At 59.1% G+C, this 16,259-nt stretch carries 10 protein-coding genes; 5 read left to right on the forward strand and 5 right to left on the reverse strand.

Annotated features, from left to right (window positions below):
- Positions 1–28 precede the first annotated feature (28 nt).
- Entirely contained in the window at positions 29–1,444 is a 1,416-nt protein-coding gene (locus tag HNR46_RS10495) for an anti-sigma factor (RefSeq protein WP_184018532.1), read from the reverse strand.
- Positions 1,441–1,968 carry a sigma-70 family RNA polymerase sigma factor gene (locus HNR46_RS10500; protein ID WP_184018534.1) on the reverse strand — a complete coding sequence of 176 codons (528 nt, stop codon included), beginning with the start codon at positions 1,966–1,968 and terminating at the stop codon, positions 1,441–1,443. The genes HNR46_RS10495 and HNR46_RS10500 overlap by 4 nt, the downstream gene beginning before the upstream one ends.
- A gap of 315 nt (positions 1,969–2,283) precedes the next feature.
- Between HNR46_RS10500 and HNR46_RS10505 the strand changes: the two genes are divergently transcribed.
- Both HNR46_RS10505 and HNR46_RS10510 read left to right on the forward strand, forming a co-directional pair.
- Positions 2,284–2,967: a PEP-CTERM sorting domain-containing protein gene (locus tag HNR46_RS10505; RefSeq protein WP_184018536.1), complete on the forward strand. Its 684-nt coding sequence runs from the start codon at positions 2,284–2,286 to the stop codon at positions 2,965–2,967.
- Positions 2,968–3,306: 339 nt separating this feature from the next.
- The gene (locus HNR46_RS10510; protein WP_184018538.1) at positions 3,307–7,881 is read left to right on the forward strand and encodes a CotH kinase family protein; all 4,575 of its coding nucleotides are present in this window, start codon (positions 3,307–3,309) and stop codon (positions 7,879–7,881) included.
- A gap of 59 nt (positions 7,882–7,940) precedes the next feature.
- On the opposite strand, the gene hflX is transcribed toward HNR46_RS10510, so the two are convergent.
- Positions 7,941–9,230 carry a GTPase HflX gene (gene hflX / locus HNR46_RS10515; RefSeq protein WP_184018540.1) on the reverse strand — a complete coding sequence of 430 codons (1,290 nt, stop codon included), beginning with the start codon at positions 9,228–9,230 and terminating at the stop codon, positions 7,941–7,943.
- Between the two features lie 150 nt (positions 9,231–9,380).
- Here hflX and HNR46_RS10520 point away from each other — a divergent pair, with 150 nt between their 5' ends.
- On the forward strand, positions 9,381–13,112 hold the full coding sequence (locus HNR46_RS10520; RefSeq protein WP_184018542.1) for a glycoside hydrolase family 2 TIM barrel-domain containing protein: 3,732 nt from the start codon (positions 9,381–9,383) through the stop codon (positions 13,110–13,112).
- Between the two features lie 235 nt (positions 13,113–13,347).
- Here HNR46_RS10520 and ruvX read toward each other — a convergent pair whose 3' ends face one another.
- On the reverse strand, positions 13,348–13,851 hold the full coding sequence (gene ruvX, locus HNR46_RS10525; RefSeq protein WP_343076031.1) for a Holliday junction resolvase RuvX: 504 nt from the start codon (positions 13,849–13,851) through the stop codon (positions 13,348–13,350).
- A gap of 18 nt (positions 13,852–13,869) precedes the next feature.
- On the reverse strand, positions 13,870–14,943 hold the full coding sequence (locus HNR46_RS10530; RefSeq protein WP_184018544.1) for a mannose-1-phosphate guanylyltransferase: 1,074 nt from the start codon (positions 14,941–14,943) through the stop codon (positions 13,870–13,872).
- A gap of 139 nt (positions 14,944–15,082) precedes the next feature.
- Between HNR46_RS10530 and HNR46_RS10535 the strand changes: the two genes are divergently transcribed.
- On the forward strand, positions 15,083–15,388 hold the full coding sequence (locus HNR46_RS10535) for a hypothetical protein (protein ID WP_184018546.1): 306 nt from the start codon (positions 15,083–15,085) through the stop codon (positions 15,386–15,388).
- Between the two features lie 6 nt (positions 15,389–15,394).
- On the forward strand, positions 15,395–16,258 hold the full coding sequence (locus HNR46_RS10540) for an SDR family oxidoreductase (RefSeq protein WP_184018548.1): 864 nt from the start codon (positions 15,395–15,397) through the stop codon (positions 16,256–16,258).
- Position 16,259: the final 1 nt, after the last annotated feature.

Here is a 16,259-nt window from a genome sequence, read left to right on the forward strand (position 1 = left end):
TTGTTGGTGGGTTTGTGAAGGAGCGAGGTCAGTCGTCGGGTGAGACCTCTGAGGGCACGGGATAACTCACACTCCGCGCAAAGATGCGGGTGAGGGCGAGGTCGCCGCCGTCGTCGTTTTCCACAGTCAGGGAAACGGGGGAAACACCGCGGGTGGTGTCGAGGCGAGCGAGGCGCCGACCTTGTGGGCTGGCGCCTTCGTGCAGGGTTAAGGACTTCGAACTGGGGTCGAAGCAGAGTGTCAGCTGGTGGGGGGCCAGGGCCGAAAGATCGAGAAGATCGGAGACGGAGCCAGCATCGCCATCCTGGAGGCGCCACTGGTGGCTTTCCTTAGCGAGGGCAACCAGAGAGAACAGGGCAGTGCCGCGATCATCCCAGACGCGGATGCTTTCCGATCCCCCAAGCCGGGATTCCTTGTCGGAGATGCGTTGGGGCTGGGTGGTGGAAAGAGTGATGAGGAACACCTGCTTGCCATTGGCGGTGGGTTGGCGCCGGAAGGGAGCGCTGAGTCGCCGATAGCCGCCAGAGGTGTCGAGAGTGCCATCGCCAATGTAGGTGGGGATTTTCTCCCGCAGGACCATCCAAGGGCTTCCGACGTCGGGGCGTTTGCCACTGAGCGGTGTGCCCTCGGCCTCGTTGAAGTCGTCGGAGAACAATGTGGTCTCCGAAGGGAGGGCTTGTTGGAAGCTGGCAATGGAAGCCTGCAAGGGTTCGACGGGGCCCTTTCGGGTCCAATGGGCGGCCTCGCCGTCGACGAGGACGGTGGGCGTGCTTTCTCCAAGGCGAACATCGACTTTGCCTTGGGCCACGTGGACTTCACCGGTGCCGCCAGGGCCGGAGACAATGCCGTAGCGAGTGCCCAGGTGGCGGATGGAAGCTCCGGCGACGACAGCTTTGAAATCCGGAGCGGAAGATTTGATGTCGACCCATCCCCGGCCGGAGATCAGTTCGAAAGTTCCTTCGGGATCAAGGAGGACGATCTCTGCCGGGCTTTCGAGAAAGAGTTCGGTGGCAGAGTTGATGCGGGCGGCAATCATGCCGCTTTTCACGGAGAGCCGCTGATCGGGATGCAGGGTGAACTCGGTGGTCGGTTGGCCGTCGATCGTGAAGCGAGCGTCCGCGGAAGCGGTGAGGTGCACATCGGGCGGCGGGATCTTCGTCAGCATCATGGTGCCGAAGAGCAGCAGCAGGATGATGGCGGCGGCGGCCAAGGAAAGTGCCCAGGGGTGGCCTTGGGAGCGTTTTTCGGACCAGCGGCGGTGAGCGGCGGGTTTGGGGGCACTGAAGCGTTCGACCAGAAGCTGGTCGGTGCAGGTCAGGTCGTAGTAAAGTTGCCGGGCCTCTGGACTGGCCAGCAAGGCGGCCTTCAGGTGGGCGAAGTTTTCCCGGTCGATCGTGCCGTCCAGCAATTCGTGGATCAGGATTTCGAGTTCTTCGTCGCTCATGAGGGGGTGCCGAGTTGGCGTTCGATGCAGGTTCTCAGCGAGGCCCGCAGCTGATGCAGTCGGGCTTTGAGGGTTCCGATGCTGCGGTTGGTGGCGGAGGCGAGCATTTCGAGAGGCTCGTCCGACCAGTAGCGATGGCGAAGCAGTTCGAGGTCCTTTGCGGTGAGTTTGGTAATGCAGCGGGAAAGAGCGCTACGACGTTCAGGGAGTTGATTGGCGACGGTGTCGAACTCGTCGGCGAAGAGTTCGAGAAGCTCACCATCAAACGAAACCGTGCGGGATCGCCGCTGGGAGCGGAGGTATTTTTTGACTTCGAAGTGGGCGATCCGGAAGGCCCAGCTGCGGAAGTTGCTACCCGGCCTGTATTTCGAGCGCTTCTTCCACATGACCATGTTGACGGCCTGACGGATATCCATGGCGGCGTGCACATCCCCCACCAAGGTGCGGATGAAATAAATCAGCTCCACCTGGTGGCGGGTCAGTTCCTCGACAAAGTCATCAAGGTCTTGCGGATCGTCGGACATGCTAGCCAATGCTCCTTTTCACTCCCGTTCGAAGAGGGGGGTTTAGTGGAAATCGAAAGAAATCAGTCAGTAGGGCATCACGATCCGATTTTTTTGGGAAGGGGGGAACCTGCGCAGGGAGGGTAAGGGAAATTCCGAATTTTTTTTCGACATCGGACTAAACCTCCCACGGGTCTCGGGAGTCTAGGCTCGAACCGGTTTCATCGATGCGCCTCAAAAGAGGGAATGGAGATGCTGGGAGTCCTCCAGGGATCTCCCATCTCCGCTCTCTTTTCTGCGTCTTCCCCAGAGGCCGCTTTTCCTCCACAACGACCTATGAAAACCAGAAAAACCATTGCAGCTGCGGCTGTTCTCCTCGGCACCCTGGCCACGGCTCATGCCACTGTGATCGGCTTCGGCCAAATCGGTGGAAACAATACCACGGTCCCATCCTCCCTCGGATCGAACGCCACTGCCGATGGCAGCGGATTTGTGGTCACCAACGGCACGACTCCTAACATTTCCCTGACTTGGGACGGGGGTTGGGACATTCATACCAGCGGATGGTTTGACCCGATCGAGGGACAGACTGTTGGTGGTGGCGATTGGGACAATGAGGGAGGTATTTCCCGCATTGGACAGCTCGACTTCGGAACCCACACCATCGCCTTTGCGGTGGAAGATGGCTACTCCTTGGTGCTCGGTTCCTTTGACTTTGGCCACACGGCGGAGACTGCCGGAACGACGTCCTGGGATATTACCCTTACCGATTCCTCCCTCGCCACCGTGTGGAGCACCACGGTGAACTTCACCAACGGCCAGGTCGAAACGATTTCTCCCAACTTCACCGGTGACTTGGGCGAGGATTACACGTTGACCTTCAACCGGACCTCCGAGTCCTACGGTTCGAATGGTCGCCATGCCCTCGATAACCTCAGCTTCACTCAGGTACCCGAGCCTTCGGCCGTCGCTCTGTTGGGCTTGGCCGGCATGGGTTGCCTGCTTCGCCGTCGCAAGTAAGCGAACGGCTCGACCTTTTCACGGCTCTCTTCGTACTTGCGGGGAGAGCCGTGACCTTGTCCGAAGGAATCGAGCGGGATGAAGGATTTCGCAGGGATCCTTATCGCCAAATGGCCCGTCAGCTGCTATGCCGTCGCGCCTTGATTCCAAGGTATCGGGTTCCGCACTCTGGAACAGTAGGGAAGGGAAACCTTTCCTATGATGCGAGACTTCCCCCCTACCCAAGAAGGGAGGAGGTTTCCATCCCTGGTCGTTCCCGATTTCAATAAAACTCAACCCAAGACCTCGCACCCTTTGGTCGTTTTCGGCCAAAGGGTGCGAACTCATTTCCCGGAAACCATGTGGATTCGATTGCTGAAGAAGCTCGCCCTGCTTTTGGCGGTGGCGGGAGGGGTATCCATTACGGCTGAGGCCGGCACCGCGAATTTTCGCTATTATCGATTCACCACGGTATCCGTGCGATCTGGATTCAATAATTCCGTGCAGTTGGGTGAGTTCGCGTTTTTCTCGGATGGCCAAACGATCACGACCATTCCCCAGGTATCCAATCCCGGTGGGAACAATCCGGAGGGAGAGGGGCCTGCCAACTTGGTTGATGGAGATGCGACTACGAAGTGGCTCGATTTTGATCGTGAGCCGGTGGTCTTCGATTTTGGAACTCCGATGGAAGTCGATCTCTACGGGTTCACGACCGCCAATGATGCGAGTAGCCGCGATCCGGTTCGATGGTATTTGGAGGGGAGCAACAATGGCGGAACTTGGACGCTTTTGGACGATCGCACCGGTGACATTCAGGCCGTATCGACAGCTCGCTATGTTGCCCATGAATGGGAGCTGACCTCGGCACCTGACTTACCCCAATTGCTGTTTCAGGTTTCCGCATCTGGGGTCGAATCGAGCTCGGCGGTCCGAGTGGAGAGTGGCGAAACTGCGACGCTCACCTGGACGGTGGAGGAGGCTACCAGTGCGACCGTAGAAGCGGGGGGAAGCGTGCTCTCGACCCAGACGACCGGACATCTCGACGTCTCTCCCACGATGACGACCACGTACCTTCTAACGGGGTCGAATGCGGTGGGATCCCGTGACCTCGAAGTGGTCGTGTATGTGGGAACGACGGTGGAGCCGGTTGTGCTGAATGAGTTTGCGTCCGATGTGACAGACGATGGGGGGCTGCTCGATGAGGATCACGAGCCTTCCGACTGGATCGAGCTATTCAATCCCAACCCATTTGCGCTGTCGCTGACCGGATATGGAATCACGGACGACGATGCATTGATGGCGCCTTGGATGTTTCCGGAAGGCGCCTCGATCGAGGCTGAAAGTTATGTGTTGGTGTTTGCCTCGGGGAAGGATCGTAGAATAGTTGGGGGGGAATACCACACGGATTTTAGCCTCTCGAAAAATGGGGAATTTTTGGCGTGGATAGGCCCGTCAGGCGTGTTGCAGGTGCTCGATCCATATCCCGCCATGTACGAAGATGTCTCCTATGGTCGGCGTACCGAGACGGATGGGAATTGGGATCACTTCACGATTCCGACTCCGGGTGCGGCGAATGATACGGATCCTGGGGCGCCCGGGGCGCTGGTGGAGCTTGTGACGCCACCCGCGACTTTCACGACTTCGATCGAAGTGGAAATGACCACAGACTCGACCGGGGCAGAGATCCGTTACACGCTTGATGGAAGCCTGCCTGAGATCGGCTCAATGCTTTATACGGGTCCGGTGGTGGTCACCTCGACGGCACAGGTGAAAGCCCGGACGTTTGAGTCCGGACGAGCTCCTGGTGAAGTCGCCGCAGCGGGCTATGTGAAGCTGGCATCGAGCCTGACGAATTTCAGTTCGGATCTTCCGGTGGTGATTTTGGAGAACTTCGCTGCGGGCGATGTTCCCGCGGATCGAACGCTGCAAGCTGCAGAGTTTTCGCTGTTTGAGCCGGATGCCGAAACCGGGCGAACCACCCTGACTTCTCTTCCGACCGAATCGCATCGCTGCGGCATCAAGCGACGTGGTTCTTCGACTTTAAACAACCCGAAGGGAAATTATCGCGTCGAATTCTGGCAAGATGGTAACGATGAAGAGCTTGATGTGCCATTGCTCGGATTGCCTGAGCATGATGAATGGGTGCTCTATGCGCCGTTCTACTATGACCGTGCCTTGATTCGGAACGCCTTTTTGTTCGGATTGAGCAACGACATTGGGCGTTGGGCCCCACATACCCGCTTTTGCGAGGTGTACCTCAATACTGATGGGGGAACTCTGACCGAATCCGACTACCAAGGAGTCTATGTGCTGATGGAGCGTATCAGCCGAGACGGAGATCGGGTGGATGTCGACAAACTCACTGCAGCGGACGATGAAGCCCCGGAGATTACGGGCGGGTATATCCTGAGCATTGATCGTCGGGATGACGAGGATCTGGGATTCCGTAGTGCCCTGGGCCATCCATTTGACCCTCCGAATGCGGAACCCCAGCCGTGGTTCAACTACGTTTACCCGAAGGAGCAAAACATCACGACGGAGCAGTCGGCCTACATTCGCGGGTACGTCGATGACATGGAAGCGGCGCTTTATGGGAGCGAGTTCACGGACCCAGACGTCGGTTATCGAGCTTGGTTCGACGCGGAGGCATCGATTGATCATCACTTGATGGTGACGTTCAGCAAGGATCCGGATGGATTGCGCTTGAGTACCTATTTGTACAAGCCGCGGCTCGGGAAGTTGTCGTTCGGCCCGCTGTGGGACTTCGATCGTGGGATGGGTCCGGACTATGATGACCGGTCGGCGGATCCTGAGGGATGGAATCCCGAGGTCGAGCGCGCGGAATTCTTCGAGTATGACTATTGGGGACGGCTCTTTCAGGATCCGGATTTCATGCAGCAATGGATTGATCGATGGCAGGAGCTGCGTCGTGGGGTGTTTTCTGATGTTTCGATGGCGGCCCGCGTGGATGCCATGGCGGCCGAGTTGGCAGAGGCAGAGGTGCGGAACGCAGCTCGTTGGCCGGGAGTGGCGCCTAACGGGGGGGCGCTTTCATCGCTCTCGGGTTATGCTGGGGAAGTGGACCATCTGAAGAACTGGATGGAGCAACGGGCGGCATGGATCGATACCCAGTTTGTGGCTCCGCCGGTTTTGACACCTGGAGGGGGACGGATCGAATCTGGGACGGTCGTCACAGCGGTGCCCACGGAGGGGACGTTATGGTATACGGTGGATGGGAGTGACCCCCGCCTGCCGGGAGGTTCGGTGAATCCTGAAGCGATCTCAGTGGGCAATGGAACTGTGGAGGCTGTCTTGTTTGATGAGGCGTCTGCGGAAGTTCATGTGTTGCGGCCGACGAGTAGCGCGCCGGGTGCTTTGGCTTGGACGGACCCTGCTTTCAATGACTCGGGTTGGCTGACGGGGCAATTTGGCGTGGGTTACGAATTGTCTTCGGGCTATGAGCCGTATCTTTCGACGATCGTGCACGATGGCAATGGAGGGGGGCCGACCAGTGTGTATGTGCGGGTTCCTTTTGAGGTTTCTGTGCCGGCTTCGGGCTTTGGTGCACTGAAGTTGCGGCTGCGCTATGAGGATGGATTTGTGGCCTATCTGAATGGAACTTTGGTGGCCTCTTCCAATGCGCCAGCCTCTTTGGAGTGGAACAGCGGATCGACGGCTGTCCGGGCGGATTCTTTGGCAGTCAACTTTGCTGAGATTGATTTGAGTGGGATGACGAATCTCCTCGTCGATGGGGAAAACGTGCTGGCGATTCATGCCCTCAATGATGGGGATGCGAACGCTACGAACACTGGAAGCTCAAGTTCGGATATGCTGATTTCGGCAGAGTTGGTGGCGGAGTATTCGGTCACCGGGGACGGGCAATTGGTTCTCAATGATACCACTCAGCTGGTGGCCCGATCCTACTCCAATGGTGAGTGGAGCGGTCCTGTGGAGGCAACGTATGTGGTCGGCAAACCGGCCACGGCGGAGAATTTGGTGGTTTCGGAGATCATGTATCACCCTGCGAACCCGAATGCGGCGGAAGAGGAGGCGGGCTTCCTGGAAGACGGTGATTTCGAGTTTCTCGAACTACGGAACATCTCGTCGATCGATACGATCGACCTGACAGGTGTGGTGATCAGCAATTGTTTTGATTTCGATTTCACCGGTGCCGAGCAGACCCTGGTCGCTCCGGGAGGAAGTGTGTTGGTGGTGCGCCATCGCGCCGCTTTTGAGTATCGCTATGGCAGTGGCCTGGCGGTGGCGGGGGAATGGGGTGATGCGTCGTTGCCTGATGGGGGGTCCAATCTCTCGAACGGTGGGGAGCGGATTGTTCTGACAGCGGCGGATGGGTCGGTGATTCGCGACTTCACTTATGACGATGCTGCACCGTGGCCGGTATCCCCAGATGGCGACGGGCCTTCGCTGGAGTTGATCTCACCTTTTGATGCTCCTGATCACGGGGTGGGGACGAATTGGCGGGCGAGCACGGAGGATGGTGGGACTCCTGGAGATCAACCGGCCGGTTCGGATTACGACAGTTGGGCGGCAGGGTATTTCAGTCCGGCGCAGTTGGCGGACGAGTCGGTATCTGGGCCCATGGCGGATCCGGATTTGGATGGGTTGGCGAATGCCATCGAACGGGTCTTTGGCAGTGATCCCCTCACGAATTCGCCGGAAAGTCTGCCGGTGGCTGCCTTGCAAGAGATCGAAGGAGAGACGTATCTCACCATCACATTTACCCGAGATCCTTCGGTCACGGACGTGGCAGCATGGCCGCAGTTCTCATCGGAATTGGAGGACTGGTCGGAAGAAAGTGTCTTGCTCCTCACCCTGCCGCATGACGATGGCACGGAGACCGTGACCTATCGGGATGCCATCCCTGCGACGGGGAATGAACGCTTCGCCCGAGTTCGAGTGGGGAGTGCGGAATAGGTTGGTTTCGGTGCGGGAACGAGGACGCTCGCGCGAGATGATCGCGCGGGCGATGGGAATCACGGAGTGAGGAACTCCTCGAGGCGTCCAGCGATGGAGGGTGGGACGACGGCGTGGACGAGGATGTTATTGCCTTCGTATTCGGTGGAGAGAATCTTGGCGTCGCGATGTAGAAGGCCCACCAGATCCGCCCTGGATTGGGGGATGCAGTAGTGATGGCGGCGAACGCGATCTGCGAGAACGGCTGAGCACGCGGAGAGGATGCCATCGAGATTTTGCCCACTGAGGGCAGAGGCGCGAATGGCATCGGGGAAGAGACGATCGAGCAGAGCTGCTTGATCGGGGTCCTCCACGCGATCGATTTTATTGAGAACGGTGATGGTGGTCTTATCTCCGGCGCCAAGCTCTGCGAGAACTTCCAGCGTGGTATCGTGAAACTGCTGGACCTCGGGAGAGGAGGCGTCGAGGACGTGAATCAGGAAGTCGGCGAGGACAGCCTCTTCCAAAGTGGCCTTGAATGCTTCGACGAGCCGGTGGGGCAGATTTCGGACAAAGCCGACGGTATCGGTGAGGAGGAGCGGCTGGCCATCGGGGAGCTCGATTTTCCGAGTCGTGGTATCGAGGGTGGCGAAGAGCATGTCCTTGGCGAGGACGTCGGCACCGGAGAGATGATTGAGGAGCGTCGACTTGCCGGCATTGGTGTAGCCAACGATGGCGGCGTGAGGAGTTTCCAACTTTTCCCGGGCGTGGCGTTGGGTGGCGCGTTGTTTGCGGACTTCTTCGAGTTCGCGTTGGGCGCGGTCGATGCGGGTGCGGGCGATGCGCCGGTCGACTTCGATCTGCTTTTCGCCCATGCCGCGTGCGGCGGCCGAGCCACCGGATCCGCCGCCGCCTTCACGGTCAAGGTGCCCCCACATGCGGGCCATGCGGGGAAGCGCATATTGCATCCGGGCGAGCTCCACTTGCAGGCGGGCTTCCTTGGTCTGGGCCCGTTGTGCAAAGATGTCGAGGATGACCTCCTCGCGGTCGATCACACACATGTCGGCTGCATTTTCCCACTCGCGCTGTTGGGAGGGAGCGAGGGAGTTGTCGAAAACGATGCAGTCGCATTCGTGGGCGCGGGCGAGTTCGACGATTTCTGCGGCTTTGCCGGTGCCACAGAGGAACTTTTTGTGCATGGAGCGCGACTTGGCGAGGACGCGTTCGGCGATGCCGATGCCGAGGGTGGTGACGAGTTCGCCGAGTTCCTCGAGGAGGGCTTCGGACTCATCGGCCTCGCGTGGGTCGAAGTAGAGGCGGACCAAGAGGGCGCGCTCGACCATTTGCGGTTTTTCTCGGACTTCAAACATCGGTGGGCGGGCAATAGCATCGCGTTGCCGCCCGGGCTAGGGAAATGGACGGGCAAAGAGGAAGGAAATGTGGGCGATGCTCGAACGATCGGGTGGTGCAAAACCGTAGTGGGTGAGGTTCCCGGTGAGCGATCCGGGAAGTTTGAAGCCATGAAACGTATCGGGATTATAGGAATGCTGGCCTTAGGCTGTCTGGCAGAAGCAAAAGTGCCGGATTGGGAGAACCTAGAAGTGCGTGCGATCGACAAGGAGCCAGCGCGGGTGTTTTCGCCGCCCTTCGCGAGCCGCGAGGAGGCACTGAAGGAGGATTGGCGGAATTCATCCCGGGTGCTTTCGTTGAATGGCAGTTGGTCCTTCCATTTCGCGAAAAACCCGGATGAGCGGGCGCTGGGTTTTGAAGCTCCCGATTTCGACGTCAATGGATGGTCGCGGATTGATGTCCCGGGGAATTGGCAGACTCAGGGATTCGGGGTGCCCATTTACACGAATTTCACGTATCCGTTTCACCGCGATCCTCCACGGATTTCGGGAGACCCCCCTCGTGATTGGACAGCGTGGGACCATCGCAATGAGGTGGGTTCCTATCGGCGTGACTTTGATCTCCCGCAAGGATGGGGTGGCAAGGAGGTGTTCTTGCACTTTGGAGGTGTGGAGTCGGCTTTCTATGTTTGGGTGAACGGGCAGAAGGTCGGGTATTCTCAAGATAGCTATCTTCCGGCCGAGTTTCGGCTGACTCCGTATTTGAAGGAGGGGATCAATACCTTGGCGGTCGAGGTCTATCGGTGGAGTGATGGCTCCTATCTTGAGGACCAGGACTTTTGGCGGCTTTCCGGGATTTTCCGCGATGTGATGGTCTATGCGACACCGAAGACCTGGGTGCGGGACTACGCCTTCAAATATGATCTGGCGCGCGACTTTTCTTCTGCTGAGATGAAAGTGGAGGTGGACTTGGCCACTCCTGCCGGTGGGGGAGGCGGAGTGGTGGAAACGGTGGCTGAACTCCTGGATCCCGAGGGCAAGGTGGTGTGGACCGCAAGGACGCGAAAGTCGGGCACTCTCGGAGGCAAAGTGGCCAATCCGCAACTATGGAGTGGAGAAACCCCGACGCTTTACACCTTGGTTTTGACCACCACCGCCGGTGGTGAAACAAGTGCGCAACGTCACCAGGTGGGATTTCATCGAATTGAGTTGAGTGATGAAGGAGAGTTTCTCGTCAATGGTCGTCCGATCATTTTCAAGGGGGTAAATCGTCATGAGCATAACCCCGACACGGGACGCTATGTAAGCGATGAACAGATGGAGAAGGAGGTTCAGATGATGAAGCAGTTCAACATCAACAGTGTGCGGACAAGTCACTATCCGAATCATCCGCGATTTTTGGAGCTGTGCGACGAGTATGGGTTGTATTTGGTGGCCGAGGCGAACATCGAGAGCCACGGGTCGGGGTATGGAGATGAGTCGCTTAGCCGCAAGCCAGAGTGGCGTGAGGCGCACATTGAGCGGGTGGTGGACATGTATCAGCGGGACAAAAACCACGCGGCAGTGGCGATGTGGTCGCTTGGAAATGAAGCTGGCCCGGGTGAGAACTTCGCTGCTGCGGCGGACGCTTTGAGAAAGTTGGATGAGACCCATCCCATCCACTACGAGGGCTTTCCCGACCCTTCACCGCACGACAGCATGAATTCCCACATGTATCCGAGTGTGGATTTCTTGAATCAAGCGGGGGCGCAGTCGTCATCACGACCCGTGTTCGTGTGCGAGTATGCGCATTCGATGGGCAATGCGACCGGCAATTTGGATGAGTATGTCGAGGCGTTCGAAACTCACAAGAGGCTGATTGGAGGATGCATTTGGGACTGGGTTGACCAAGGTTTGAGAAAGCCATCGGATCGCAAATCACCGATTGGATGGGCGGAGTTCTTTGCTTATGGCGGCGATTTTGGAGATCGGCCGAATGATGGAAATTTCTGCTGCAATGGCATTGTGCTACCCGATCATACGCCGACGCCAAAGACCTGGCAGGTAAAGTCGAGTTATCAGCCTGCTGAGTTTTACTATCAGTCCGGTAAATTGAGCTTCCGCAATGAGTTCTTCCACACAACGGCCGCTGCCCGCCATGAACTGGTGTTTGTGCTGGAGGCGAATGGTAAGGAAGTGGCGCGACAAACGGTGGCGGCTCCGTCCGCCGAGCCGTGGGAAACGGTAGAAGTTCCAGTCCCAGCGTCGATGCGTGCGGGCAATGAGCCGGGGACGCGGTATTTGATGACGGTGATGCTGGCGTTGAAAGAAGACGCGCGTTGGGCGAAAGCTGGACATGTGGTGGCCTGGCGCCAGTTCGAACTGGGGGCCACCGAGTTGCCTGCAGGCGAGGTGTTGACGGGGGCGCTGGTGAAGGAGTCAGGGGACCAGGTGGAAATCGCGGGAGAGGGGTTTGTGGCGGAGTTTGAGAAGTCCTCAGGTCATTGGGTTTCTTTGAAGTACGACGGTCGCGAGATGTGGTCAGAAGGTCGCGGTCCGGAGCTTCATTTGTATCGCGCGCCAGGCGACAACGACGGCTGGGTGCAATCGCGCTGGGAGCAGGCAGGGCTAGGCGAATTGACGGAGGAGTGTGTGGCCTTTCACGTGGAAAAGGCGCCGCTCCCGAGGGTCACCGTGGTGACGAAGTCGACGGGCAAGGGAGGGTTCTATTGTGATACGACCATGACCTATACTTTCTCGAAGGACGGAACCATCGTGCTCGATGCGGTGATCGCACCATCGAAGGAAGATCTCGTACTTCCCCGAAGTGGGCTGCGGTGTTTCCTCGATCCTGCACTTTCGCAGGTGGAGTGGCAGGGACGTGGTCCCTGGGAAAACTATGTGGATCGTAAGACGGGTAGTGCCATCGGACGATATCAGAAATCGGTGCTGGAGATGTTTGAGCCGTATGTGAAGCCCCAGTTCATGGGGAACCGTGAGGACACCGATTGGGTGGCTTTGCAGGGCGAGAATGGAGGCCTATTGGTATGGAGTCGGCAGGCTTTTGGCTTTTCGGCATTGCCGGTGACGGATGAAGCGTTGGCTGCGGCATCGCACCCGACGGAAATCGAAACCGAATCGGCGACGGTGCTTTCGCTCGACGCGGCCCAGACAGGTCTGGGTGGATCCTCGTGCGGTCCAGCGACCTTGGAGAAGTACCAGGTGAAAGGAACGCCGCGTCGGATGGTGCTGGCCCTGCGTCCCTTGAAATCTGGCGAAGATCCCTCGTCGGCACGGAGGGCGCTTGAGGTGGGTCCGGTCGCGATTCCAGGAAGAGATGAGGAGGGGAGAGTGACTCTCGACGGTGAGGCCTCGCGATTGGTCGTGGGAGCCGAAGTGGTCAAAGCTCCGGTGAACCTGCCGGATGGCCGGGTGACGGTGTTTCCGGTGGTTCCGCAGAAGGGGATTGCCGGCACTCCGGTGTCCCGGGAGTTTTCACTCTGGTTGGATCGGCGGGGTTGGACGGCACAGGCGTCGAGCGAGCAATCGGGTGAGGGGGAAGCGGCGCACGCGATCGATGGCGATCCATCCACCTATTGGCATACGGAATGGAAAGATCGTGAGCCCGGCCCTCCGCATGAGTTGGAGGTCGACTTCGGCAAGAATCTCCGCCTGCGGGGAGTTTCGATGGTGCCTCGCCAGGGTCAGGGAAATGGCCGTGTGCGCGAGTTCCGGATCGAGGGGTCGAAGGGACGCGGTCCCTGGAAAACTCTGGTCGAGGGTCGGATGAACGGCGGAGATAGTGAGCAATCGTTCGATTTCTCCGAAGTGGCTGAAATCAGTCGCGTTCGGCTCGTCGCGAAGAATAGCCACTCGGGGCCTTGGGCGGCGATTGCGGAGCTGGTGCCTTTGTTGGAGGACTAAGTTCAGGAAGAAAGGCGGCCCAGGATCTCCCCCCGGAAATCATGGGCCGCGAATTTTCCCGTAACAGTGTATGAAACAGAGCAGTGGGAGCTTCATCCTCCGGCCGGACTTGGAGTCCGGTTTCCCCCGGGGTGGATGTCCTCCACACAGCTGACATGGGGAGATTGCCAGAGTGGGGCAAGTTTCTCCATCACGCGATGGCTGGAGACGCGATCGCGTAGGGTGAGGGGGAAGGCTAGAGAAGGGGTGGCTCGTGTTCAGCAAGCCAGAGATTGAGGATTTCGACAGCGGCCGCTTGGTCGATGATGGCTTTTTGCTGTTTGGCTTTGCGGCCCGCCTCACGGAGTTTTGCCGAGGCGGCGACGGTGGTGTGGCTTTCGTCGACGTAAATGAGGGGCAGATCCGGAAGGCGGAGTTCGATTTTGCGGGCGAAGCGTCGGACTTTTTCTGCCGCTGGGCCTTCTTCGCCATCGAGGTTGAGAGGGAGCCCGAGGACGAGTGTGCGGATGCCTCGCTGTTCGCAGAGGATCGCGATGCGTTCGATAGGGTCGGTCGAGGCGAGCGGGATCGTCTCGACCGGATGGGCGAGAATGCCGAGTGGATCGGTAGCAGCGACGCCGATGCGAGCGTCGCCGTAGTCGATTCCGAGAGCGGGGTGGGGTGCGGAGTTCAGATGGAAGAGTTCAGTTCGGCGGAGCTGAACTCTGGGATCTGGACTCAGGTTATGAGAGGAGGAGATCGCTCCGAATGGGCTCGGTTAGAGCAATTCAGGAGGGAGCTTGGAGGAGAGGTTCTTGATCGCGTCGGCCTGGTGACGATTGGCGATGAGCAAGGCGTCGTCGGTTTGGACGATGATCAGGTCATCCACGCCGAGGAGCGCGACTTGGGATCCTTTGCGGGCGTTGAAAACGATATTGTTTTCGGAATCGATCTCGGCGACGGCGGTATTGACTCGATTGTTGTTGCCGACGGATTCGAGGTATTTGGCGACGGAGATCCAGGAGCCGACATCGTCCCAGTCGAAGGTGGCCTCGATGTTAAGAACGCGCCGTGCCTTTTCCATGAGGGCGTAGTCGATGGAAATCGGGGTGAGCTTGGGGAATTGAGCCGTGATGGTGGCGTTGAGGTCTTTGGCCGAGCGCAGTTCTGAGATGAAGTGGGAGAGTTCGGGCGCGTGGGTGGAGAGTTCGCGGATGACGTTGGGCAATGACCAGACGAACATGCCGGCGTTCCAACAGAAGCCGCCTTTGGCGAGGAATTTTTCGGCAAGCTCGACGCTGGGTTTTTCCCGAAAGCGTTGGACTTCTGCCGGGGGATGCTCGCAGTCGAGGCCGGGAATCGAGGCACGGGAGCCGCGCTCGATGTAGCCGTAGGAAGGGCAGGGCCAAGTTGGCTTGATGCCGATGGTGACGAGGCCATCGGATTGCTCCGCGGTGGCGATGGCATCGCGCATGACCGCGTGGTAAGCGGAGGTATCTTGAATGAGTTGATCGGCTGGCAACACCAGCATGGTGGCATTGGGATCGCGGGCGGCGACCAGTCCGATGCCGAGCGCGACCGCAGGGGCGGTGTCGCGTTTGGCGGGTTCGGCGAAAATGTTTTCGGCGGGGAGCATGGAGGCCACTTCACGGACGGCGGCTTCCTGCTTGGCGTTGGTGAGGATGAGGATGTTTTCCCGTGGGACGAGACCATCGAGGCGCTGGATGGTTTGTTCGAGAAGTGTGTCGGTTCCGAAGAGGTTTAGGAGTTGCTTGGGACGGGCATCCCGGCTCAGTGGCCAAAAACGGGTGCCGGAACCGCCGGCGAGAATCATCGCGTAAGTGGAAGACATGGTGTTTGGGGATCGAAGATTGTGGGGGCGAGACTAACGGCATCGTCGGGGATCGGAAGTCCGAATGCCTAGGGGGGAGAAATGGTTGGAAATGCGTTTCGAGGGTTGTCCGGGCTAAGGGCACTGCTACGGTGGGGCCATGCCAATGGATGATGATGATTTCGATCGCGACTGGGCGGATGCGTCGGCGATGGTTTCGCCGGCGTTGCTGGGAGTGGCGGCGGGCCTGATTCTGGGCGAGGTGATGCACGCGAATGCCCGACGGGGGATTGCGGTGGCCTTGGCGGGATTGGGCGTGGCCGCTTTATTGCCGAAGGCGGTGACGGGGATTGTCGATAAGGTCAATGGTCCGGAGAGCCGGCGTGGGCAACAACGTCGCCTGAGGGGAATCCGCGATGCGGGTGACGGAGTGGACGAGTTGTTGGAGGAATCGGGAATCGTTTGATGGTGCATGCGTGTGGCGGTGACCGGGGTGACGGGACGCGTCGGCCGGGCCTTGGCAGATCGCCTTGGCGATCGTCACGCGGTGCAGGAATGCCCCCGCAGGCAATGGGATCTGGAGGATCCCAACCTCGCGGGGAAGGTCGCGGAGACCGATTTCGAGCTGTTGCTGCATCCGGCAGCGATGAGTTCGCTGGAAGAATGTGAAAGGGACCCGGAGCGGGCGCGTCGCGCGCATGTGGGGGGAACGCGAAGCCTGTTGGGGGGATTGGAGGGCAGGCCGGTGCTGTATTTCAGCACAGACTACGTATTGGCGGGGAAAGCGCCGGGCTTGAAGAGTGAGGAGGCGGCGACCGCACCATTGAGCGTGTATGCCCGCACCAAGTGGGAGGCGGAGCAGTGCGTGTTAGAGGCCGGAGGGACGGTGATGCGGGTTTCGTGGGTCTTTGGTCCGGAAAAACCGGCCTTTCCGGAAAGTGTGGTGAAGCGGGCTTTAGCGGGGGAGTCCTTGATGGCGATCGACGATAAGTATTCGCTCCCTTGCTCCACGGCGGACTTGGCGCTATGGGTGGAAAGGTGGATCGAGGTGGGTTGTCCGGCGGGGCTTTTTCATGCCTGCCAATCGGGCCCTCCGGTGAGCTGGCATGGGATGGCGGTGGAATTGGTGGAACAGTTGTGGAAGGAGGGCCGATTGGACCGGCCAGTCCCGGTGCAGAAGCAGTCGATGGCGGCGATGCCGGGCTTTGTGGCCCAACGTCCACGGCACACGGCGATGGCGACGGACAAGCTGGCGGGGATGTTGGGTTGGGCTCCACGAGACTGGCGGGAGGTTTTCCGCCAGGATCTTGCGCGGACAGTTGGTGTCTGCCGTTGAC

It is taken from the genome of Haloferula luteola (assembly GCF_014201715.1).
In the GTDB taxonomy this organism is placed as follows: Bacteria; Verrucomicrobiota; Verrucomicrobiia; order Verrucomicrobiales; family Akkermansiaceae; genus Haloferula; species Haloferula luteola.